The sequence below is a fragment of the Microbacterium sp. MPR-TSA4 genome, assembly GCF_058792815.1.
Map to the genome: position 1 here is coordinate 23,167 of NZ_JBXAFF010000002.1, position 20,381 is coordinate 43,547.

Annotated in this window: 20 protein-coding genes and 1 tRNA gene; 5 read left to right on the forward strand and 16 right to left on the reverse strand. The window is 70.2% G+C overall.

The genetic code is table 11. The features are described from left to right. The 4 genes from AC1Q49_RS01360 to AC1Q49_RS01375 all read right to left on the reverse strand — a co-directional run. The coding region (locus tag AC1Q49_RS01360; RefSeq protein WP_492490713.1) for a ComEC/Rec2 family competence protein at positions 1–1,793 on the reverse strand (1,793 nt) is incomplete at its 3' end. Then, positions 1,790–2,380 (reverse strand): ComEA family DNA-binding protein, encoded by a 591-nt coding sequence (locus tag AC1Q49_RS01365; protein WP_492490832.1) that lies wholly within the window; start codon positions 2,378–2,380, stop codon positions 1,790–1,792. The genes AC1Q49_RS01360 and AC1Q49_RS01365, both read right to left, overlap by 4 nt. 125 nt (positions 2,381–2,505) lie before the next feature. Continuing rightward, positions 2,506–5,088 carry a leucine--tRNA ligase gene (gene leuS, locus AC1Q49_RS01370; protein WP_492490714.1) on the reverse strand — a complete coding sequence of 861 codons (2,583 nt, stop codon included), beginning with the start codon at positions 5,086–5,088 and terminating at the stop codon, positions 2,506–2,508. A 70-nt stretch (positions 5,089–5,158) separates the two neighbouring features. Further along, positions 5,159–6,469, reverse strand: coding sequence for an anthranilate synthase component I family protein (locus AC1Q49_RS01375; protein WP_492490715.1), 1,311 nt, complete (start codon positions 6,467–6,469; stop codon positions 5,159–5,161). An 84-nt stretch (positions 6,470–6,553) separates the two neighbouring features. On the opposite strand from AC1Q49_RS01375, the gene AC1Q49_RS01380 reads away from it, so the two are divergent. Genes AC1Q49_RS01380 through AC1Q49_RS01390 form a run of 3 tightly spaced genes read left to right on the forward strand, consistent with a single transcriptional unit; the run spans position 6,554 to position 9,020 of the window. Then, positions 6,554–7,231, forward strand: coding sequence for a DedA family protein (locus AC1Q49_RS01380; RefSeq protein WP_205282922.1), 678 nt, complete (start codon positions 6,554–6,556; stop codon positions 7,229–7,231). A gap of 4 nt (positions 7,232–7,235) precedes the next feature. Further along, positions 7,236–8,300 (forward strand): App1 family protein phosphatidate phosphatase, encoded by a 1,065-nt coding sequence (locus AC1Q49_RS01385; RefSeq protein WP_492490717.1) that lies wholly within the window; start codon positions 7,236–7,238, stop codon positions 8,298–8,300. A 9-nt stretch (positions 8,301–8,309) separates the two neighbouring features. After that, the gene (locus tag AC1Q49_RS01390; protein ID WP_492490719.1) at positions 8,310–9,020 is read left to right on the forward strand and encodes an SOS response-associated peptidase; all 711 of its coding nucleotides are present in this window, start codon (positions 8,310–8,312) and stop codon (positions 9,018–9,020) included. 51 nt (positions 9,021–9,071) lie between these two features. Here AC1Q49_RS01390 and nagE read toward each other — a convergent pair whose 3' ends face one another. Both nagE and AC1Q49_RS01400 read right to left on the reverse strand, forming a co-directional pair. Then, positions 9,072–11,054: an N-acetylglucosamine-specific PTS transporter subunit IIBC gene (gene nagE, locus AC1Q49_RS01395; RefSeq protein ID WP_101306292.1), complete on the reverse strand. Its 1,983-nt coding sequence runs from the start codon at positions 11,052–11,054 to the stop codon at positions 9,072–9,074. Positions 11,055–11,148: 94 nt separating this feature from the next. Continuing rightward, entirely contained in the window at positions 11,149–11,805 is a 657-nt protein-coding gene (locus AC1Q49_RS01400) for a M23 family metallopeptidase (RefSeq protein WP_492490721.1), read from the reverse strand. A gap of 821 nt (positions 11,806–12,626) precedes the next feature. Here AC1Q49_RS01400 and AC1Q49_RS01405 point away from each other — a divergent pair. Further along, positions 12,627–12,956 (forward strand): hypothetical protein, encoded by a 330-nt coding sequence (locus AC1Q49_RS01405; protein ID WP_492490722.1) that lies wholly within the window; start codon positions 12,627–12,629, stop codon positions 12,954–12,956. A gap of 219 nt (positions 12,957–13,175) precedes the next feature. On the opposite strand, the gene AC1Q49_RS01410 is transcribed toward AC1Q49_RS01405, so the two are convergent. The 10 genes from AC1Q49_RS01410 to rplU all read right to left on the reverse strand — a co-directional run bounded on the left by AC1Q49_RS01410 (position 13,176) and on the right by rplU (position 19,915). Next, positions 13,176–13,251: transfer RNA gene (locus tag AC1Q49_RS01410), tRNA-Ala, on the reverse strand. A 71-nt stretch (positions 13,252–13,322) separates the two neighbouring features. After that, positions 13,323–13,700, reverse strand: coding sequence for a ribosome silencing factor (gene rsfS / locus AC1Q49_RS01415; RefSeq protein ID WP_492490723.1), 378 nt, complete (start codon positions 13,698–13,700; stop codon positions 13,323–13,325). Continuing rightward, positions 13,697–14,668 carry a hypothetical protein gene (locus AC1Q49_RS01420; protein WP_191008550.1) on the reverse strand — a complete coding sequence of 324 codons (972 nt, stop codon included), beginning with the start codon at positions 14,666–14,668 and terminating at the stop codon, positions 13,697–13,699. Before AC1Q49_RS01420 ends, rsfS begins: the two co-directional genes overlap by 4 nt. Then, positions 14,665–15,261 carry a nicotinate-nucleotide adenylyltransferase gene (nadD, locus tag AC1Q49_RS01425; RefSeq protein ID WP_060958561.1) on the reverse strand — a complete coding sequence of 199 codons (597 nt, stop codon included), beginning with the start codon at positions 15,259–15,261 and terminating at the stop codon, positions 14,665–14,667. Before nadD ends, AC1Q49_RS01420 begins: the two co-directional genes overlap by 4 nt. Positions 15,262–15,270: 9 nt before the next feature. Continuing rightward, positions 15,271–15,498: a hypothetical protein gene (locus AC1Q49_RS01430; RefSeq protein WP_060958560.1), complete on the reverse strand. Its 228-nt coding sequence runs from the start codon at positions 15,496–15,498 to the stop codon at positions 15,271–15,273. Between the two features lie 40 nt (positions 15,499–15,538). After that, on the reverse strand, positions 15,539–16,810 hold the full coding sequence (locus tag AC1Q49_RS01435; RefSeq protein WP_492490724.1) for a glutamate-5-semialdehyde dehydrogenase: 1,272 nt from the start codon (positions 16,808–16,810) through the stop codon (positions 15,539–15,541). A gap of 61 nt (positions 16,811–16,871) precedes the next feature. Then, complete coding sequence (proB, locus tag AC1Q49_RS01440; RefSeq protein WP_060958558.1) at positions 16,872–17,705, reverse strand: glutamate 5-kinase; 834 nt, start codon at positions 17,703–17,705, stop codon at positions 16,872–16,874. Beyond that, on the reverse strand, positions 17,702–19,222 hold the full coding sequence (obgE, locus tag AC1Q49_RS01445; protein ID WP_492490725.1) for a GTPase ObgE: 1,521 nt from the start codon (positions 19,220–19,222) through the stop codon (positions 17,702–17,704). Before obgE ends, proB begins: the two co-directional genes overlap by 4 nt. 108 nt (positions 19,223–19,330) lie before the next feature. Then, the gene (gene rpmA, locus AC1Q49_RS01450; protein ID WP_060958556.1) at positions 19,331–19,588 is read right to left on the reverse strand and encodes a 50S ribosomal protein L27; all 258 of its coding nucleotides are present in this window, start codon (positions 19,586–19,588) and stop codon (positions 19,331–19,333) included. Positions 19,589–19,606: 18 nt separating this feature from the next. Then, a complete protein-coding gene (rplU, locus tag AC1Q49_RS01455) occupies positions 19,607–19,915 on the reverse strand; it encodes a 50S ribosomal protein L21 (protein ID WP_060958555.1) in 309 nt (102 codons plus the stop codon). Between the two features lie 193 nt (positions 19,916–20,108). Between rplU and AC1Q49_RS01460 the strand changes: the two genes are divergently transcribed. Then, positions 20,109–20,381: a DUF4031 domain-containing protein gene (locus tag AC1Q49_RS01460; RefSeq protein WP_060958554.1), complete on the forward strand. Its 273-nt coding sequence runs from the start codon at positions 20,109–20,111 to the stop codon at positions 20,379–20,381.

Here is a 20,381-nt window from a genome sequence, read left to right on the forward strand (position 1 = left end):
CCCCCCCCCCCGCCCGCCACGCCGCCGTCGTGGTCGTGGTCGAAATGGGTCAGCACGAGCAGCTCTATGCGGTCGACGCCGAGCGTGCGCAGACAGCGCTCCAGCGCTGCCGGGTCGGGACCGGTGTCGACCAGCGCCACGTGCGCCGTCGACCGCACGACGAGCGCGTCGCCCTGGCCGACATCGCACGCCGCGATCGTCCAGTCCGACGGGATCCGGGCGCGCTCCCCGATCTCCGTGACCGGTCCCACGCCCAGCGCCACCGCGGCGGTGACCGCCAGCACGAGCAGCGAGGCGATGCGCCAGACCCGGCGCGTCCGTACGAGAAGGAGCCCGACCGCGAGGACCACCACGGCGAGGGCGAGGAGCCCGACCGGACCCTGCGGCCACCACACGACGCTGCCCGGAAGCTGCGCGACGACGGTGGCCGTCGCGGCGATCCAGGCCGCGGGAAGCCAGGCGAGCACGGCCATCCCCGCTCCGAGGACGGGGATTCCGGCGCATACGCACGCGGCGAGACCGAGAACCGTGCCGAGCGGAGCGGCCGGTGCGGCGAGGACGTTCGCGAGCACCCCGTAGAGCGAGACCTGCGGCGAGATGAGCACGATGAGCGGGGCGCAGGCGAGCTGGGCGGCCAGCGGCACCGACAGGGCCAGGGCGAGCGGATGCGGCATCCACCGCGCCAACCCGTCTGCCAGGGGGCCGGCTACGACGAGCAGAGCGGCCGTCGCCGTGACGGACAGGGCGAAGCCGAGCGAGCGCGCCAGCCACGGATCCATGATGACGAGCACCGCGACCGAGACGGCGAGCAGAGACAGTCCCGCGCCGGTGCGTCCGAGGAGCACGCCGAGCATCGCCACCGCAGCCATGGTTGCGGCGCGGACGACGCTCGGCTCGGGCGAGACGAGCACGACGAACGCCACCAGTGCGGCGAGGCCCGCCCCGACCCGGATGCCGCGACGGGCGCCGCAGACCGCGGCGCCCGCGAACGCCATCCCCACGACCAGCGCGCAGTTCGCGCCGCTGACGGCAGTCAGGTGCGAGAGCGATGACGCCTTCATCGCGGTGTCCAGCCCCGGGTCGACGGTGGAGGTGTCACCGACGGCGAGTCCCGCGATGAGTCCGCGCCCGGGATCGGGCAGTCCGGCCGTGACCTCGACGAGGCCGCGGCGGAGCTCCGACGCGACGGACAGCGCTCCTGTCGGCCCCGACAGCAGCGTGGGTACGGACGCGGCGTCGATGACCAGCACCGCCCGGTCGCCCGCCTCCGGTCGCCAGCCCGTGCCCCGCAGTCGCACCCGCGCGCCGAGGTCGAGGCCGGTGGGCACCTCGGCCGTCCGCACGAGGACGGGCGCCGCCGCGGAGATCACGGTGTCGCCGTACTCGAGCCGCTCCAGGATCGCCTCGAAGCGCCACCCGGTCGCGTTGCGCTCGATCTTGCCGACCGCGGTCGCCATCACCGACAGGGCGCGGCCGCCGGTCGTGTCGGCGGCGGCGACGACCGCGCGCGTCGGCTGGGCTGCGGCGACCTGCATCGCCACCGCGCCGCTCGCGGCGAGGGCGACCGCGATCAGTGCGCACGCGGGCGCCGCACGGCCGCGGCGCACCGCGCAGAGCAGCACGGCCGCGGATGCCGCCCACAGCGCCGTCGCGACGACGCCGGAGACCTCGGCCTGGGCGGTCAGCAGGCCCGCGACGAGCCACGCGGCGGCCGCGACCGGCACCAGCCGGGCGTCGCGTCGCCGGAGGCGGCGTCCGCCGATCGCCCGCTCCGTCCGCGCGCCGACCCTCACACCGTCACCCGATCGCGCAGCCCCGCCAGCATCTTCTCGCCGATCCCGGGCACCGAGAGCAGGTCGTCGACGCTCGTGAACCGTCCGTTCTCGGTGCGCCACGCGATGATGCGCTCCGCGATCGCCGGGCCGACGCGGGGCAGCGCGTCGAGAGCGGTGGCATCGGCGGTGTTCAGGTTCACCCGTCCCTCCCCGGTCGCGGCTGCGGCCGGTGGCGCGCTCTCCCCCACGCGCGGGACGTGCAGCTGCTCGCCGTCGCTGAGCGGGCGCGCGAGGTTGATGGCCGCGGCATCCGCGTCGTCGGCCATTCCGCCGGCGGCGGCCACGACGTCGACCACGCGCGCGCCGTCGTCGAGCCGGTACAGCCCGGGGTGAGCCACCGCGCCGGACACGTGCACGTACACGGGCGGCGGCGTCGGGTCCGCAACCGCCACGGGAACCGAGGCGGCGGGCGCCGCGGCCGAGCGCACCAACCCGATGACGACCGCGATCGCCGCGATCGCGAGCACCAGCACGATCGCCGCGCCGGTGCCGAGGCGGCGTCGCCGCACACGGGCCAGGGCGGCGTCGGCGGATGCCGCGGCCATCTCCTCGGGAGAACTCACCCGCCCACGCTCACACCCTCAGCGCGGCGACGATCCCTTCCGGCGGCTGTTCGTGGAGAGCCGGCGGGGCGAGCGTCCTGGGGAGGAGGGCTCTCCCCCTCGCGGGGTCAAGCCGTGGTGAAGCTGACGACCTTCGGCGCGCGCACGACGACCCGGGCGATCTCGCGGCCGGCGAGGGAGCGCACGACCTTCTCGTCCGCGCGCGCGAGCGCCTCGAGCTCGTCGGACGAGATGCGAGCGGGCACCGTCAGAGTGCCGCGCACCTTGCCGTCGATCTGGACGACCGCGGTCACCGACTCCTCGACCAGGAGGGTGGGGTCGGCCTGGCGCCACGTCGCGAGACCCACGAACGGCTCATACCCGAGCTGCTCCCACATCTCCTCCGCCGTGTGCGGGGCGAAGAGGTCGAGGATCATCGCCACGGCCTCGGCGGCTTCGCGAACGGCCGGATCGGAGGGGCCCGCGGGGCCGTCGATCGTCTTGCGCGTCGCGTTGACGAGCTCCATGAGGCGGGCGACGACGACGTTGAACTTGGTCTGCTCGATCAGCGCCGGGGCATCCGCCCACAGGCGGTGGGTCACGCGGCGCAGGGCCGTGTCTCCCTCGGCCCACACGACGTGCGGGGCGCTCGACACGTCGTGCGCGATGCGCCAGGCGCGGGCGAGGAACTTGGCGGCGCCGGTGGTCGAGACGTCGCTCCAGTCCTTGTCGTCCTCCACGGGGCCCGCGAAGGCGAGCGCGACGCGCAGCGCGTCGGCGCCGTGGGCGTTGAGCTCGTCCTGGAAGAGCACGAGGTTGCCCTTGCTCTTGCTCATCTTGGCGCCGTCGAGGATGACCATGCCCTGGTTGATGAGGTTCGAGAAGGGCTCGGTGAACTCCACCAGGCCCATGTCGAACAGCGCCTTCGTGATGAAGCGGGCATACAGGAGGTGGAGGATCGCGTGCTCCACGCCGCCGATGTAGAAGTCCACCGGACCCCAGCGGTCGGCTTCCTTCGACGAGAACGCCCGTGCGGCGTCCCCCGGCGACAGGAAGCGCAGGAAGTACCACGAGCTGTCGACGAACGTGTCCATCGTGTCGGGGTCGCGGAGGGCCGGCTCGCCCGTCTCGGGGTCGACGGTCTCGACCCAGCCGGTCGCCGCGCCGAGGGGCGAGGAGCCCTTGGGCGTGAGATCCAGGCCCTCCATCGCCGGGAGCTCGACGGGGAGCTGATCGTCCGGCACCGGGACGATGCGACCGTCGGCGGTGTGCACCATCGGGATCGGCGTGCCCCAGTAGCGCTGACGCGAGATGAGCCAGTCGCGGAGGCGATAGGTCTTCGCGGCGCGACCGGTGCCGGCGGCCTCGAGGTGCTCGATGGCCCGGGCGATGGCGTTGCGCTTGCTCAGTCCGTCGAGCGGGCCGGAGTTCATCATCCGGCCGTCGCCCGTGAGCGCCACGCCCGTCACGGCGGGATCGATCTCGTCCAGGCCCGGGGCACCCGGATCGATCGGCACGCCCTCGGCATCCAGCTCGATGACGGGGATCGCGCCGGTGACCGGCGCCGTCGTGTCGACGACCACCTTCACGGGCAGGTCGAACGCGCGCGCGAAGTCGAGGTCGCGCTGGTCGTGGGCGGGCACCGCCATGACGGCGCCGTGGCCGTAGCCGGCGAGCACGTAGTCGGCGGCCCAGATGGGCAGCCGCTCCCCCGTGACCGGGTTGATCGCATACCGCTCCAGGAAGACGCCGGTCTTCGGGCGGTCGGCCGTCTGCCGGTCGATCTCGCTCGTCTTCTGCACGGTGTCGAGGTAGTCCTGGAAGCGCATGCGCGCCTCCGGGGATGCCGAGGCCACCAGCTCCGCGGCCAGGTCGGAGTCGGGGGCGACGACCATGAACGTGGCGCCGTAGAGGGTGTCGGGGCGCGTCGAGAACACCGTGATCTTCTCGGTGCGACCCTCGATCTCGAAGTCGATGTCGGCGCCGACGGAGCGGCCGATCCAGTTGCGCTGCATCTGCAGCACCTTGTGCGGCCAGAAGCCCTCGAGCTGGTTGAGGTCGTCGAGCAGACGGTCGGCGTATTCGGTGATGCGGAAGAACCACTGCGTGAGCTTCTTCTTCACCACGACGGCGCCGCTGCGCTCGGACGTGCCGTCGGGGAGCACCTGCTCGTTCGCCAGCACCGTCTGGTCCACCGGGTCCCAGTTGACCAGCGCGTCCTTGCGGTACGCGAGCCCCTTCTCGTACAGGCGCTGGAACAGCCACTGGTTCCAGCGGTAGTACTCGGGGTCGGAGGTGTGCAGCACGCGCGACCAGTCGAACGAGACGCCGTACTGCTGCATGCTCGAGCGCTGCTGCGCGATGTTGCCGTAGGTCCAGCCGCGCGGCTCGACACCGCGCTTGATGGCGGCGTTCTCGGCGGGCAGGCCGAAGCTGTCCCAGCCGATGGGGTTGAGCACGTTGTAGCCGCGGTGCCGCCAGAAGCGCGCGACGATGTCGGAGTACAGGTAGTTCTCCGCGTGACCCATGTGCAGATCACCCGAGGGGTAGGGGAACATCGCGAGCACGTACTTGCGGGGGCGCGTGTCGTCGTCGCCACCGGCGCGGAACGGGTCCTTCTCGGCCCAGATGCGCTGCCACTTCTCCTGGACGGCGTGCACGTCGTACGGTCCGTTCTCGGCGGCGGTGGCGATGTCTGTGGGGCTGCTCATGGGAAGGGGAAGACCAATCTGAAAGCTGGGGAACGCGCGAGACGCGTGCTTCCAGGTTAGCGGACCCGCCCTACCATCCCGGCGGGAGGGTGGCGCCGAGCGCACCGAGCGGACCCCGGGCCTTGACGCCCACCTCGGCCACCTCGGCATCGGGGTCGGAGAGCCAGGTGATGCCGCCCCCGGCCCCCACGTAGGCGCCTCCCGGATGCAGCACGATCGAGCGGATGGTCATCGCGAGATCGGCGCGTCCGTCGTCGCCGACCCAGCCGAAGCAGCCGGAGTAGAGTCCGCGCGGTCCGGCCTCGAGCCCGTGCAGGATCCGCATCGCCGACAGCTTCGGCGCCCCGGTCATGCTGCCGGCGGGAAAGGTCGCCGCGAGCAGCTGCGCCCACGTCGTCCCCGGCCTGAGCCGTCCCGCGACGGTGCTGACCAACTGGTGCACCGCCGAGTACGACTCCACCTCGAGCAGGCGTTCCGCGCTCACGGTGCCGGGTGTGCACACGCGCTGGAGGTCGTTGCGCATGAGGTCGACGATCATCACGTTCTCCGCGCGCTCTTTGACGCTCTCCGCCAGCTCGCGGGCAAGGGCCGCGTCCTCGGCGCTGTCGCCGCCGCGCGGACGCGTCCCCTTGATCGGGCGGGTGCGGACCATACCGTCGGCCACCTCGAGGAACCGTTCGGGACTCGCGCTGAGCAGGGCGAACGCACCGCTGCGGATGATGCCGCCGTGGTGCGCGGGCAGCGCCGCGCGCAGGCGCAGATAGGTGTCGACGGGGTCGAGCGGGTCGGATGCGGCGACGTCGAAGCGCGTCGTCAGGCACAGCTGGTAGGCGTCCCCCGCGCGGATCGCCGCCCGGCAGCGTTCGATCAGCGCGCGGTACTCCGAGGGTCGCTGGCGAGCGGATGCCGTGGCGACGACGCCCCCGGCATCCGTCCGCGGCGGCGCATCCCGGCGCGCGTCGAGGAGCGCGAGCGCCGCGACCAGCTCCGCCGGCTCGGCGACCAGCCACATCGCGCGCGCGGCGTGGTCGACGGTGACGAACCAGCGCACGCGCAGCCACGCCTCCTGCGGTCCGTCCCGGTCGTCGACGGTGGCCGGTGCCCCCGCCGCCCGTGCGGCGGCATCGAAGCCCGACCATCCGACCCACCCGCCGCGGAACGGTCCCGGCGGGACGGGATCGCCCGCGCCGCCGTCCGCTGCCAGCACGACGTCGGAAGGACCGATCTCGTCGGGGACGCCGACGCCCATCCAGCTGTACCCGGTCGTCGCGTGCGGCCCGGCATCCAGCCAAAACGCGTGCTCGTGGTCGCCGAGACCGCCGCGGAACAGTGCCGCGGGATCGGTCCAGGCGAGCGGATGTGCGACGAGGCGCGCGGGCATCCTCCCAGGCTAGACGGCGGCGCCGCGCCGACCGGGACCCGCCGCGCGGCATACGCACACCCAGGTGCCGCATAGGCTGGTCGCGTGAACGAGTTCCTCTCGTGGCTGCTCGATGCCGTGCAGAATGTCGACCCCGTGCTGCGCACGGTTCTCGCCGGGATCGCCATCCTGCTGGAGACGAGCGTCCTCGTCGGACTGATCGTCCCCGGCGACACCGTCGTCATCGTCGCCGCGACGGCGGTCGGGTCGGTCGCGGAGGCCGCGGTGCTGATGATCGTCGTGGTCGTCGGGGCGCTGGTGGGCGAGAGCATCGGCTTCTGGCTGGGCCGGTGGCTCGGCCCGCGCATCCGCTTCTCGCGGCTGGGGCGTCGCATCGGCGAGGACAACTGGACCCGCGCGGAGCTCTACCTGCGTCGCCGCGGCGGCCCCGCCATCTTCCTGTCCCGCTTCCTGCCCGTGCTGCACTCGCTGGTGCCGCTCACGGTCGGGATGAGCGGCTTCTCCTACCGCCGCTTCCTGGCGTGGACCGCGCCGGCCTGTACCGTCTGGGCGGTGGCGTACGTCAGCGTCGCGGCGGCGGCGGCGGGCACCTACCGCGAACTCGCCGACCGCCTGCACGTCGCCGGATACCTCTTCGTGGCCGTCATCGCCGTCTTCCTCGTGCTCGCGTACATCGCCAAGCGCGTGATCGTCGCGCGGGAGGCGCGGCACATGCGCCTCGACGACGCGGACACCCGTCCGACCGAGGACATGAAAGACTGAAGCGATGCACGCCGAACCCGCACCGCGTGTCAAGGTGCTCTGGATCGCTCGTCTGGAGTACAGATTCCACGCCTGGCGCGAGCGTCGCTCCCGCGCCCGCGGGCTGCGGCCGAGCGTGTCCGCCTATCCGGGTTACGGCGGCGAGGACTGGGTGCGGGTGCTGGGCCGGGTGCTCATCGTGCCGCCCGTGCGCACACGCCGCCGCACGCGTCATCGCGGCGAAGACATCGGCGTGCGCGGCTGGCGGAGCTTCGCGGCGGTGCCCGTCGGATACGCCCACGTGACGGTCACGGTCGACGGTGTGAGCCATGACGTCGTGGCCGACCGCGGCGGCGTGGTCGACACCGTGCTGCCCGCGCGCCTCCAACCGGGATGGCAACCCCTGACGATGACCGTCGAAGGCTCCGAGCCCTTCGAGACGCGCGTGTTCGTCGTCGGCGCCGACGTGCGCTTCGGCGTCATCTCCGACGTCGACGACACCGTGATGGTCACCGCCCTGCCCCGTCCTCTCGTCGCGGCGTGGAACTCCTTCGTCCTGGACGAGCACGCCCGTCAGCCGGTGCCCGGCATGGCGGTGCTCCTCGAACGCCTGGTGCGCGAGAGCCCCGGGGCTCCGGTCGTCTACCTGTCCACCGGCGCATGGAACGTCGCGCCCACCCTGCAGCGCTTCCTGCGACGACACCTCTTCCCGCCGGGTGCGCTGCTGCTGACGGACTGGGGGCCCACGCACGACCGGTGGTTCCGCAGCGGTCGCGCCCACAAAGAGGAGAACCTGCGGCGCCTCGCCCGGGAGTTCCCGCAGGTGTCCTGGGTGCTCATCGGTGACGACGGCCAGCACGACGATGCGCTGTACACGGCTTTCACGAGCGAGAACCCCGAGCGTGTGCGGGCGGTGGCGATCCGCCGGCTGTCCTCCGCGGAGGCGGTCCTCGCCGGAGGCCGGACCGCCGTCGACGATCACTCGGCCGCGGCGGTGCCGTGGGTGACGGGTGACGACGGCGCCGCGCTTCTGGATCGTCTCGCGGAGATCGGCGTGCTCGACGCCGACGGCGTCGGGGGCCCCGCGTAGGCTGGCCGCATGTGCGGTCGTTTCGTCGTGGGCAGTTCCGGGTCCGAGCTCGTCGGCGTCCTCCGGGTGGACGTGATCGGTGACGATCTGCCGGCGCCCTCCTACAATGTCGCACCCACCGATCGTGTCGCGATCGTCCTCGACTCGGCGAAGACCGAGCCGCCCACGCGACGGCTCGAGGCCGCCCGGTGGGGGCTCGTGCCCTCCTGGTCGAAGGATCCCGGCATCGGTGCGAAGGCGATCAACGCGCGCTCCGAGGAGGTCGAGGACAAACCGATGTTCCGTCAGGCGCTGATCGCGCGGCGCGCGATCGTCCCGGCATCCGGGTACTACGAATGGAAGACCGAGGACGGCGTCAAGACGCCGTACTACATCCACCCGGCCGGTGATGAGCCGCTGTTCTTCGCGGGGCTCTACGAGTGGTGGAAGGATCCGGCGAAGGCTCCGGACGATCCCACGCGGTGGATGCTGAGCTTCACGGTGATGACGCGTGGCGCGGTCGGTCAGCTGGGGTCGATCCATGATCGGATGCCGCTGTTCATCGACGCCGACTACGCGGATGTGTGGCTCGACCCGACGACCGAGAACGTCGGCGACCTGCTCGACGCGACGATCGACGCCGCTCCGGCGCTCGTCGACGGGCTGATGATGCGTCAGGTGGGTCGCGAGGTCGGCAACGTGCGCAACAACGGTCCGGAACTGATCGAACCCGTCTCCTGACACGGCGAGGAGCGGGCTTTTCCGCCCGCTCCTCGCGCGGATCGCCGTCGGTCAGACGAACTCGACGGTGGCGTTCTCGTTGTTCAGCACGATGACCGGTGTGATCGCGGAATGTCCCGCGGCGCGGATCTTGTCGGCGTCGAAGCGGAGGAGCGGCGTGCCGGCGCTCACGGCGTCTCCGGTCTTCACGAGGGTCTCGAATCCGTCGCCCTTCATGTCCACGGTGTCGATGCCGATGTGGATCAGCAGTTCGGTGCCGTCGGCCAGAGCCAGTCCGATCGCGTGGCCGGTCGGGAACACCGAGGCGACGGTTCCTGCCGCGGGCGCCACGATCGTGTCGCCCGCGGGGTCGATCGCGAGTCCGGGACCCATCGTGCCCTCGGCGAACATGGCGTCGGGCACCTCGGACAGCGGGAGCACGGTGCCGGCGACGGGCTGACGCAGCTGCAGCGTCGCCGCGGGCACGGTCCGCGCCCGCAGTCGCTGTTCGGCGGCGGCGCCCGCCGCCACCGCCGCGCCCCCGACGCCGCCCACGAAGCCCGCCGCCGCGCCGGTCTGGCCCGCATCCGCACCGCGGAAGGCCTCGATGTTGCGGTCGTTGAGGATGTCCTCCATCGCGTCTTTGACGAACTGCACGTTGAGGCCGTACACGACCTGCACGGAATGCCCGCCCGGCTTGATGGTGCCCGCAGCGCCGGCACGCTTCAGCGCGTGCTCGTCGACCTGAGAGGTGTCGGCGATCTCCATGCGCAGCCGCGTCGCGCAGTTGTCGACGTCGATGATGTTCTGCTTCCCGCCCAGCGCCGCGATGAACTTCTCCGCCGTGCCGTGATAGCCCGTGAGGCTCGTGCCGACGTTGTCGGCATCCTGTTCGTCGAGCTCGTCGCCGCGGCCCGGAGTCTTCAGCTTGAACCGCTTGATCAGGAAGTAGAACGTGAAGAAGTAGATGAAGAACCAGGCGACGCCCAGCAGCAGGAGGATCCACGGGTTCTCTGCCATCGGATTCGTCCACTGCAGGAACATGTCGATGAATCCGGCGGAGAAGCCGAAGCCCAGTCGCGTCGGGAGCATCGCCGCGATCATGACGGAGATGCCGGTGAAGACGGCATGGATGAGGTAGAGCCAGGGAGCGACGAACATGAAGGCGAACTCGAGCGGCTCCGTGACGCCGACGAAGAAGGAGGCGATCGCGCCCGAGAGCATGATGCCGTAGGTGACCTTCTTGCGTCGTGAGTCGGCGGTCATATACATCGCCAGGGCGGCGCCCGGAAGACCGAACATCATGATCGGGAAGAACCCCGCCATGTACTGCCCGGTGACGCCGTAGGTCCCGGTGCCGTTGAGGAAGTTGACGAGATCGTTGATACCGGCGACGTCGAACCAGAACACCGAGTTGAGCGCGTGGTGCAGGCCGGTGGGGATCAGCAGCCGGTTCATGAAGCCGTAGAGGCCGGCGCCGAACGGGCCGAGCGTGGAGATCCACTCGCCGAAGGTGACGAGGGCGCCGTAGACGACGGGCCAGACGAACATCAGGACCACGGCCACCACCAGGGAGAGCCCGGCCGTGACGATCGCGACCGAGCGCTTCCCGGAGAAGAACGAGAGCGCATCGGGCAGCTTCGTGTCTTTGAACCTGTTGTAGCACCAGGCGCCGATCAGACCGGCGACGATGCCCACGAACACGTTCTGCACCTTGCCGAACGCCGGATTGACGTTCGCGAGGTCTTCGATGCCGAGCAGCTTCTGCATCGTGGCAGGGGCCAGGAGGGTGGTGATCGTCAACCAGGAGACCAGGCCGGCGAGAGCCGAGGTGCCGTCCGTCTTGTTCGCCATGCCGATCGAGACGCCGACGGCGAACAGGAGCGGCATGTTGTCGAGCAGGGCGCCACCGGCGGCGCCGAGGAAGGCGGACACGATGTTCGAGCCGCCGGCGGCAGAACTGATCCAGTAGGAGATGCCGGAGAGGATCGCGGCGACCGGCAGCACCGCGACCGGGAGCATGATCGATCGGCCGAGTCGTTGGAAGAACTTCATCGGTGAACTCCGTCCCTGAGGGAATCGGGTCGCGCGTCGCTGCGGACCACTGAGGGGACGCTACCGCTGATCAATGGTCGCGCACAGCATTCATTCAGCTAATTCCGCTGCGACCTGACCCCTCCGCACGCCCTCCTGCGATCGCGTCGATGACCTCCCCGCGACGCGGAAGCGCGCCGTTGACGCGGAGGCGCACGGCGCGAGCGCGATCGGCGTCGAGAGAATCCATGGCCTGCAGGTGAAGGTGCGGCTCGGTGCTGTTGCCGGAGTTGCCGCAGCGGCCGACGACGTCGCCGGTCCGCACGCGCTGACCTGGGCGCACGACGAGGCTCCCCCGCTGAAGGTGGCACAGCGCCACGATGACGCCGTCCCGGTCGATGAGGACGTGGTTGCCGGCCAGTGCCACCCATCCGCCGCGGACGCGTCGTCGCTGAGTGAGCGCGTAGGCGACCGAGGGCAGACCGCGATGGGCGAGGTGATCGGACTCGGTGTCATGGGCGGCGACGACCACGCCGTCGACGGGCGCCAGCAGAGGGCGTCCGAACCCGGGGAACACCGACGGCGGCTCCGCGCGCACGAGCGAACGGGCCGTGATCGGTGCCGTGCGCCCCGCGTCGTCGACGGGAACGAAGTCGATGGCGTAGGACGTGGCGAAAAGAGTCGTGCCGTGACTCGGCACCCGATCTGCCGGGCTGTTGCCAACGAGCCAGCGACCCGCGAACGGATATGCCAGGTCGACCGCCGCAACCATGCCGTTCCTCTCCGTCATCCGAACGGCTGACCATGCGGGACCGCCGACGAGAGCGAGTGTGCCTTGTCGGCGGCCGATGTAGACGAAAGCACCCACTTTGAGGCACTCGCGTCATGGCATCAGCCCCTTCGTGTCAGAGCATATGTGACTCGTTCGCGGATCTCAGTTCGCCGCGGACGCGCATTCGCACTCGCCTGCGCCGCAGCTCTCCTCCTCGTCCTAGCTCGTCGAAACACCCAGCTCGTTCGCCGCGCGTCCTATCCCGACGACCTCGGACAGCCCGAAATAGTCCGGATTGTCATGCGCGCGTGGCTTTTCAGGCGAGGAGCAATTGTACGTCGTATCTCGATGTTGAGGCCGCCGAATCCGACAGCGCGGGCGCGCAACATCTGCACAATCGGAGGGCAACCCAATGCGCCCACGATTAATGCACCGGCAGTAGGCGAAAGTCGTATACGTGTCCCCCAAAGACTAGAGACATCTCCTCTCCTGGGATGTCAGTGTGAAGCGGCCGACGAATGTTGGCATGAACTGGAAGGCCACCGATGACACATCGATTCAAGACGGCGCTGGATGGGGCATGAAACTCACTCGCTCCGAGACTTCGAATGTACGAAACTACGCGGCGGCGGTCGGCATGTGCAGCGTGTTCTCCAGAAGGGCTCCCGGACTGTCGGTGGGGTGCGCAGTATGGGGTTCATACATCCAGCTACAGGCGAATCTCGCCCAGAGTGACAAGCCCAAGTCGTGTCTCTTCTTCAACGTCGTCCCCGCACCGGGTAGCATCTGGCGCGTGGGTTGCTGACGAACGAGGAGACAAGATGAACGAGATGCTCGTCTACACGATCACGGCCCTTATCGCCGTGAGCACGGGTGTGACCTTTGGCGCAGTTCCCGCTAGCCCGCTGCGCGTGATCACCACGACGGCCGGAGTAATGTCTACCGTCGCCATTGTCATTGGCGCCGTCGTCATCGGTCCCGAAGCTCCGTGGATGGGGCCGCTTTTCGCAGTTACGGCAGGACTGTCTGCGCTGCTCGTTGCTGCAGTCGCGCGTTCTGCAGAGCCCGGACTCATCGGCGAGCCGTACTGGCGGCGAGTGAAGCTCATCGCCTTCCACAACGGCAGATTGCGCACGGTCGAGGGCCACTGAATCTCGACGAAGAGGCGGCACGACGAAACGCAGTGCCGCCTCTTCTGTGCCGCCTTCTGGTGTGCGCGCGAGAAGTGCTCCACACACTCCGGGGTCGGCTCCATCTGTGATGCTGGCTCGACGGAGCCGTAATACTCGAAACACGACGACGAATCAGCTTCAACAGAAGCTCACGCGGACCTTCGAGGGATGCCGAGAACAGCCTTTGATCAGCAATATTGGTGGACCTGAGGGGACTCGAACCCCTGACCCCCTGCATGCCATGCAGGTGCGCTACCAGCTGCGCCACAGGCCCATTTTCAGTTGTCTGCCGCTCGCGGCAACCCCTCTACCTTACTACATCTCGCGGGGTGCAACGAACACGTGTCACTCCGCGGCGGCCGGCGTGGCGACCTCGATGGGAACGATCGGGCAGTCCTTCCACAGCCGTTCCAGACCGTAGAACACCCGCTCCTGCTCGTGGAAGACATGCACGACGAGATCGCCGAAGTCCAGGAGGATCCAGCGCGACTCCTGGCGGCCCTCGCGGCGCAGCCGCTTGACGCCCTGTTCGAGCATGGCCTCCTCCACCGCGTCGGCGATCGCCGCGACGTTACGCTCACTCGATCCGGTCGCGAGAAGGAACACGTCCACGAGGGGCAGCGGCTCGGACACATCGAACGCGAGGAGATCCTCGGCGCCCTTGCTCTCTGCCGCGGCCGCGGCGATCGCGACCAGGTCGCGGGTGCTGTCGGCGGCGGTCATCGGAAGGCTCCTGTCACGAGTGCGACGATCAGCACGCCGGTCAGGGCGAGGGCGAGCGCGCCGGCGGTGATGACGAGGGCCAGCATGAGCCGGCTCCCCTTCTCCGGCGCCGGCGGCTTGATGATGTCTTCTGCGCTCTTGATCGTGCTGATCGCGGAACTCGCCGCGATCGGGGTGGGTGAGGACGAGGCCGGAAGCTCACCGTCGACGAGGACGGCATCCGTCTCCTTGTTGTCGGCGAGGCCGGGCAGCGTGCCGGTCGAGCCGAAGGACTCGGGCAGCGAGAAGGTGCCGGTGATGAGCACTTCCCCGGTGGCCGTGATGGGCGAGACGAGCGCGCCCGTCTCGGGCGTCTGCGACAGGATGAGCGCGTTGGGCGCCGAGAGCGCCCCCGTCGCGGTGCTGCCGCGGGTCAGGAGCTGATCGAACGATGCGGGCAGCTCCAGGTCGACGTTCTCGCCGGCGAGGAGGCCCGACCCGAAGGTCGGCGCGACGATCGGCCGCTCCTGCTCATCGGTCTCGCGAGACTCGGGCGCCTCCGCGAAGGGCTCGCGGGTCACTGCGGGGGTCTCCTCCGGCGATGCGGGAGCCTCGACACCGGAACCTGCCTCGGCATCGTGTGACGCGGCGGGCTCGGCGGGCGCGGCGGATCCGTCGCCCTCGTCGGTCGCTGTGTCGTCGGCGACGGTCACGGATGCCGTGCGCAGGCGCTCCTGCCGCCTCGAGGCCCGGCGGGTGACGGGCTGGGCGTCGAGGTCGATGTCGGCTGCCGCCGGGGGCGCCTCGGGCACGTCTGCGGGCTCAGCGGCGCGCGGCAACGGCGCGACGACCGCGGGGGCCGGCTCCGCGGCGTGCGCGGCCTTGTCGGCCTCTTCGGGGGTGATCACCGGCGTCGAGGCGGTGTTGCGCATCTCGCGCAGCTGCCGCCGGGTCAGCTGGGGAGTTTCGGGCTGGTCGGGTGTGCTCATGCCTCGCTCCGGTAAAGGTGGTGCTTCGCAATGTATTGGACGACGCCGTCGGGGACGAGGTACCACACGGGGTGTCCCTTCCTGACGCGTGCGCGGCAGTCCGTCGACGAGATCGACAGGGCGGGGATCTCGAGCCGGCTGACGACCTCCTCGGGCAGTCCTTCCGTGGACAGCACGTGTCCCGGCCGCGAGACCGCGACGAAGTGGGCGAGGTCCCACAGGCCGTCGTGGTCGCGCCATCCGAGGATCTGCGCGATCGCGTCCGCTCCCGTGATGAAGAAGAGCTCGGCGTCGGGGCGTGCGGCCTTGAGGTCGCGAAGCGTGTCGATGGTGAAGGTGGGTCCGCCGCGGTCGATGTCGACGCGGCTGACGGTGAACTGCGGATTGGATGCCGTCGCGATGACGGTCATCAGATAGCGGTGCTCCCCCGCCGTCACGTCTGCCTTCTGCCACGGCATCCCCGTGGGCACGAAGACGACCTCGTCGAGGTCGAAGGACTGCGCGACTTCGCTCGCTGCCACGAGGTGTCCATGGTGGATCGGGTCGAAGGTTCCACCCATGACCCCGATGCGTGGGGCGCGCGTCGAAGTCATCCTGCCGTCCTAGTGGTGGCCGTGTCCCACCTGCGCCTGGTCGACGGGGTGCGCCTTGGCGTAGGCCTCGGCCTTGTGCGAGTGACGGTTGGCGACGTTGCGGTACGACAGCGTCACCAGTCCGAGCGCCAAGAACACGATGAACGCGATCAGGCCGAAGATGAACGTCTCGGCCTGGACGTTGCCGTGGTGCTCCGCCTCCGCCGAGGCGAGGGCGAGGATCGTGGCGAGGGTCATTCGGACTCCTTCGAAAGTCGGGTCTTCCCAGTTTAGGCGGTCAGGCGCGGATCTGCCCGGACCCACGCGCCAGCCACTTGGTGCTGGTGAGCTCGGGAAGGCCCATGGGCCCGCGCGCGTGGAGCTTCTGCGTGGAGATGCCGACTTCCGCTCCGAAGCCGAACTCGCCGCCGTCGGTGAACCGCGTCGAGGCGTTGGCCATGACGACCGCGGAGTCGACCTCGGCCAGGAAGCGCTCGGCGTGCGCGTCGTCCGCCGTCACGATCGACTCGGTGTGGTGCGTCGAGTAACGGCGGATGTGCTCCAGGGCCTCGTCGAGGTCGTCGACGACGCGCATCGACAGGTCGAGGCTCATGTGCTCCGTCGACCAATCCGCGTCGGTGGCCGCCACGGCATCCGCGACGAGGGCGCGGACCGCGTCGTCGCCGTGGATGGTGACACCGGCATCCTGCAGTGCGGCGGCGACCGGCGGTACGAGCCGGTCGGCGGCGTCGCGGACGACGAGGACCGTCTCGACGGCGTTGCACACGCTGGGCCGCTGCGCCTTCGCGTTGACGACGATCTGCTGGGCCCACTCCAGCGGCGCGGACGAGTCGAGCACGACGTGGACGACGCCCGCTCCCGTCTCGATGACGGGCACCGCCGACTGCGTGACGACGGTCTCGATGAGCTGGGCGCTCCCCCGAGGAACCAGCACGTCCACGAGTCCGCGGGCCTGCATGAGGGCGTGGGCGCCGTCGCGGCCGAATTCGTCGACCGTCTGGATGGCCTCGGGATCGATGCCTCGGTCGGCGAGGGCCGATCTCATGGCCGCGACGAGGGCGGCGTTGGTGGCCAGCGCCGCCGTGCCGCCGCGCAGGACGACGGCGTTGCCCGACCGCAGCGCGAGCGCCGCGATGTCGACGGTGACGTTGGGACGCGCCTCATAGATGGATCCCACCACGCCGAAGGGGACGGAGACCTTCTGCAGGTGCACCCCGTTCGGCAGCGTGCGCTCGTCGAGCACGCGTCCGACGGGATCGGGCAGCTCGGCGACGTCGCGCACCGCGTCGGCCAGGGCCTGCACACGCGAGGCGTCGAGCCGGAGGCGGTCGCGCAGGCCGTCCGTCAGACCGTCGCGGATGCCCCGTTCGAGGTCGTCGGCGTTCGCGGCGACGATGTCCGCCGAGGCGGCCTCGATCGCCGCGGCGATGGCCCGGAGAGCATCGGCCTTCTCGACGTCGGTCAGCAGTCCGATGCTCCGCGCGGCGTCGTGCGCACGCTCGATGCGCTCGCGGGCGCCGGCGGCGACAGAGACGGTGGGAGTGGTCATCCGCTCAGTGTATCGAGGACGACCAGCCGTCTCGGTCGTCCGGCATCGCGCGGATGCCGGGTCACGCCGAGGGGACGGTCGGCATCGGCGTCGTGCCGCTACGCACCGGGGCGACCGGATTGGGGGCGAACCAGGTGCCGACGTCGGCACCCGACAGCGCGGACGAGACGAGGTCGGCGCTCGTGACGAGCACGCCCACCCCGGCAGCGGCGGCCAGACGCGCGGCCGAGACCTTCGTCGCCGCACCGCCGGTACCGACGCTGTTGACGACCACCGAGCCGAATTCGTACCGGCTGAGATCGTCGCCGAAGTCGACGGTGGAGATGGCCTCGGCGCCGGGCTCGGACGGCGGTCGCGTGTACAGCGACTCGATGTCGCTGAGCAGCACCAGCGCGTCGGCGCCGATCAGCTCGGCGACGAGTGCAGCGAGCCGGTCGTTGTCGCCGAAGCGGATCTCGTGGGTGGCGACCGTGTCGTTCTCGTTGACGATCGGGAGCACGCCCAGCCCGAGGAGCCGGTCGACGGCACGGCGCGCGTTGGCGCGGTGAGCCGGGTTCTCCAGGTCGCCGGCGGTCAGCAGCACCTGCCCCGCCAGCATCCCGTGCCGGTCGAGCGAGGTCTGATAACGCCACATCAGCACGTTCTGGCCGACCGCCGCGGCGGCCTGCTGGGTCGCGAGGTCGGACGGCCGCCCTTCGAGGTGCAGGAAGGGCAGCGCGGTCGCGATCGCGCCGGAGGAGACCAGCACGACCTGCGTGCCCCGCGCGCGCGCCGCGGCCAGGGCGTCGACGATGGACTCGATGCGGTAGTGGTTCTCGCCGCTGATCGACGACGAGCCGACCTTCACGACGACCCGCTGCGCTCCTGCGATCTGTGACCGGTCCTGCACGCTCACGCTTCCTCGTCGTCCTCCCACTGGTATGCGTCCGCGGCGCCGCCGAGGCGCTCGGCCTCGAGGTCGGCGCGCGCTTCCGCCTTGGCGTCCATGCGCTCGTGATACCGCTCGCGTCGCTGCGACGTGGTGCGTCGCGGGTTCAGGTCCAGACGCGGGTCGGTGCCGCGGGGCGCCGTCATGAGCTCGGCCGCCGACGAGAGCGACGGATGCCAGTCGAAAACGATCCCGTCGCCGGGGCCGATGACGACGGTCGAGCCGGCGACCGCGCCGACGCGGTAGAGCTCGTCCTCGACACCGAGCTTCTCGAGGCGGTCCGCGAGGAAGCCGACGGCCTCCTCGTTCTGGAAGTCGGTCTGCTGCACCCAGCGCAGCGGCTTGTCGCCGAGGATGCGGTAGACGTTGCCGTAGGTGCCGCCTTCGACCCGGATCTCGAAGTCCTTGTCGGCGCCCTTCGGTCGGATGACGATCCGCTCCGCCACCGGGGTCTCGGCCAGGTGCGCGCGGTGCGCGGCGACGATGTCGCCGAGGGCGAAGGTGAGCTGACGCAGACCCTCGTGGCTCACGGTCGAGATCTCGAACACGCGGTAGCCACGCTCCTCGAGCTCGGGGCGGACGAGGTCGGCGAGATCCTTCGCCTCGGGCACGTCGACCTTGTTCAGCGCGATGAGCTGCGGGCGCTCGAGCAGGGGCGTCTGCCCCTCGGGCACCGGATAGTTGCCGAGCTCCTCGAGGATGACGTCCAGGTCGCTCAGCGGGTCACGACCCGGCTCGAGGGTCGCGCAGTCGAGCACGTGCACCAGGGCGGTGCAGCGCTCCACGTGGCGCAGGAACTCCAGTCCGAGCCCCTTGCCCTCGCTGGCCCCTTCGATGAGGCCGGGCACGTCGGCGACGGTGTAGCGGTTCTCCCCCGCCTGGACGACGCCGAGGTTCGGATGCAGGGTCGTGAACGGGTAGTCCGCGATCTTCGGCCGTGCTGCGGACACCGCGGCGATGAGGCTCGACTTTCCCGCAGACGGGAAGCCGACCAGGGCCACGTCGGCCACCGTCTTCAGCTCGAGGAGGACGTCGCCCTCCCAGCCCGGTGTTCCGAGCAGCGCGAACCCCGGCGCCTTGCGCTTGGGGTTGGCGAGGGCGGCGTTGCCGAGACCGCCCTGGCCGCCCGGGGCGACGACGAAGCGGGTGCCGGGGACGATGAGATCCGTCAGGGTCTCGCCGTCGGCATCCTTCACCACGGTGCCGACGGGGACGGCGAGCTCGAGGCTCTCCCCCGCGGCGCCGGAGCGGTTGTCGCCCATGCCGAAGCCGCCGTTGCCCGCGGAGCGGTGCGGCGAGTGGTGGTACGAGAGCAGCGTGGTCACCTGCGGATCGGCGACGAGCACGATGTCGCCGCCGTGGCCGCCGTTGCCGCCGTCGGGACCGGCGAGCGGCTTGAACTTCTCGCGGCGGACGGACACGCAGCCGTTGCCGCCCTTGCCGGCTCGCAGATGGAGCGTCACTCGATCGACGAAGGTCACCATGTCGGTCTCCTGACGGGATGGGTCGAGGTGGGGATGGATCTCGGTGGTAAAGAAGGAGGGGCGAGCCGAAGCCCGCCCCTCACCTCATGTCTGTGGTCGACCGCGCGGTCACTCCGCTGCGGCGACGATGTTGACGACCTTGCGGCCGCCCTTGCTGCCGAACTCGACCGCACCCGCGGCGAGGGCGAACAGCGTGTCGTCTCCACCGCGGCCGACGTTGGCGCCCGGGTGGAAGTGCGTGCCGCGCTGGCGGACGAGGATCTCGCCGGCGAGGACCTGCTGGCCGCCGAAGCGCTTCACGCCCAGTCGCTGGGCGTTGGAGTCACGACCGTTACGGGTAGAGCTTGCGCCCTTCTTGTGTGCCATCTCGTCTGCCTCTTCCGCTTACTTGATGCCGGTGATCTTGACGCGCGTGAGGTCCTGACGGTGGCCCTGGCGCTTCTTGTAGCCGGTCTTGTTCTTGAACTTCTGGATGACGATCTTCGGACCGCGCTCCTCGCCGAGGACCTCGGCGGTGACGGTCACCTTCGCGAGCTTGTCGGCGTCGGTCGTCACGGCGTCGCCATCGACGAGCAGCACCGCGGGCAGCTCGAGCTTCTCGCCGACCTTGGCCTGCTGACGATCGAGGACGACGATCGTGCCGACCTCGACCTTCTCCTGACGGCCACCGGCGCGCACAACTGCGTAAACCACTTCACACCTGTTTTTCTTCTGCGGAACCTGCGGCTCCGGCTGTCTTCATGGGACGAGCACGTCCCGGGAAGGTCGTGCCCAAACATCCAGTGCGGAGGCGGAACTCGACGCACCAAGGGTCTACTTTACCGGATGCCGGGGACATCGGCAAAAGCAGAGCGAGGCGTGTCGCGCGTCGACCTAGACTGCGGGCATGGCGATCCTCATCGATGACCCCCGCTGGCCGGCCCATGGGCGGCTCTGGGCGCATCTGGTCAGCGACAGCGACCTGGAGGAGCTCCACGCCTTCGCCGCGGCCAACGGCATCCCCCGTCGCGGATTCGACCGCGATCACTATGACGTCCCGGAGGACGCGCTCGACCGTCTCGTGGCCGCCGGTGCGGAGCACGTCAGCGGCCACGAGCTGGTCAAGCGCCTCATCGCGTCGGGCTTGCGGATCACCGCCCGCGAGCGCCGCGAGAGCTGA

Bases quoted from the DNA above. Each gene is read 5' to 3' on its own strand.
- AC1Q49_RS01365 (WP_492490832.1), bottom strand. From the start codon at position 2,380: ATGGCCGCGGCATCCGCCGACGCCGCCCTGGCCCGTGTGCGGCGACGC.
- leuS (WP_492490714.1), bottom strand. From the start codon at position 5,088: ATGAGCAGCCCCACAGACATCGCCACCGCCGCCGAGAACGGACCGTAC.
- AC1Q49_RS01375 (WP_492490715.1), bottom strand. From the start codon at position 6,469: ATGCCCGCGCGCCTCGTCGCACATCCGCTCGCCTGGACCGATCCCGCG.
- AC1Q49_RS01385 (WP_492490717.1), top strand. From the start codon at position 7,236: ATGCACGCCGAACCCGCACCGCGTGTCAAGGTGCTCTGGATCGCTCGT.
- AC1Q49_RS01390 (WP_492490719.1), top strand. From the start codon at position 8,310: ATGTGCGGTCGTTTCGTCGTGGGCAGTTCCGGGTCCGAGCTCGTCGGC.
- nagE (WP_101306292.1), bottom strand. From the start codon at position 11,054: ATGAAGTTCTTCCAACGACTCGGCCGATCGATCATGCTCCCGGTCGCG.
- AC1Q49_RS01400 (WP_492490721.1), bottom strand. From the start codon at position 11,805: ATGGTTGCGGCGGTCGACCTGGCATATCCGTTCGCGGGTCGCTGGCTC.
- AC1Q49_RS01405 (WP_492490722.1), top strand. From the start codon at position 12,627: ATGAACGAGATGCTCGTCTACACGATCACGGCCCTTATCGCCGTGAGC.
- rsfS (WP_492490723.1), bottom strand. From the start codon at position 13,700: ATGACCGCCGCCGACAGCACCCGCGACCTGGTCGCGATCGCCGCGGCC.
- AC1Q49_RS01420 (WP_191008550.1), bottom strand. From the start codon at position 14,668: ATGAGCACACCCGACCAGCCCGAAACTCCCCAGCTGACCCGGCGGCAG.
- nadD (WP_060958561.1), bottom strand. From the start codon at position 15,261: ATGACTTCGACGCGCGCCCCACGCATCGGGGTCATGGGTGGAACCTTC.
- AC1Q49_RS01430 (WP_060958560.1), bottom strand. From the start codon at position 15,498: ATGACCCTCGCCACGATCCTCGCCCTCGCCTCGGCGGAGGCGGAGCAC.
- AC1Q49_RS01435 (WP_492490724.1), bottom strand. From the start codon at position 16,810: ATGACCACTCCCACCGTCTCTGTCGCCGCCGGCGCCCGCGAGCGCATC.
- obgE (WP_492490725.1), bottom strand. From the start codon at position 19,222: ATGGTGACCTTCGTCGATCGAGTGACGCTCCATCTGCGAGCCGGCAAG.
- rpmA (WP_060958556.1), bottom strand. From the start codon at position 19,588: ATGGCACACAAGAAGGGCGCAAGCTCTACCCGTAACGGTCGTGACTCC.
- AC1Q49_RS01460 (WP_060958554.1), top strand. From the start codon at position 20,109: ATGGCGATCCTCATCGATGACCCCCGCTGGCCGGCCCATGGGCGGCTC.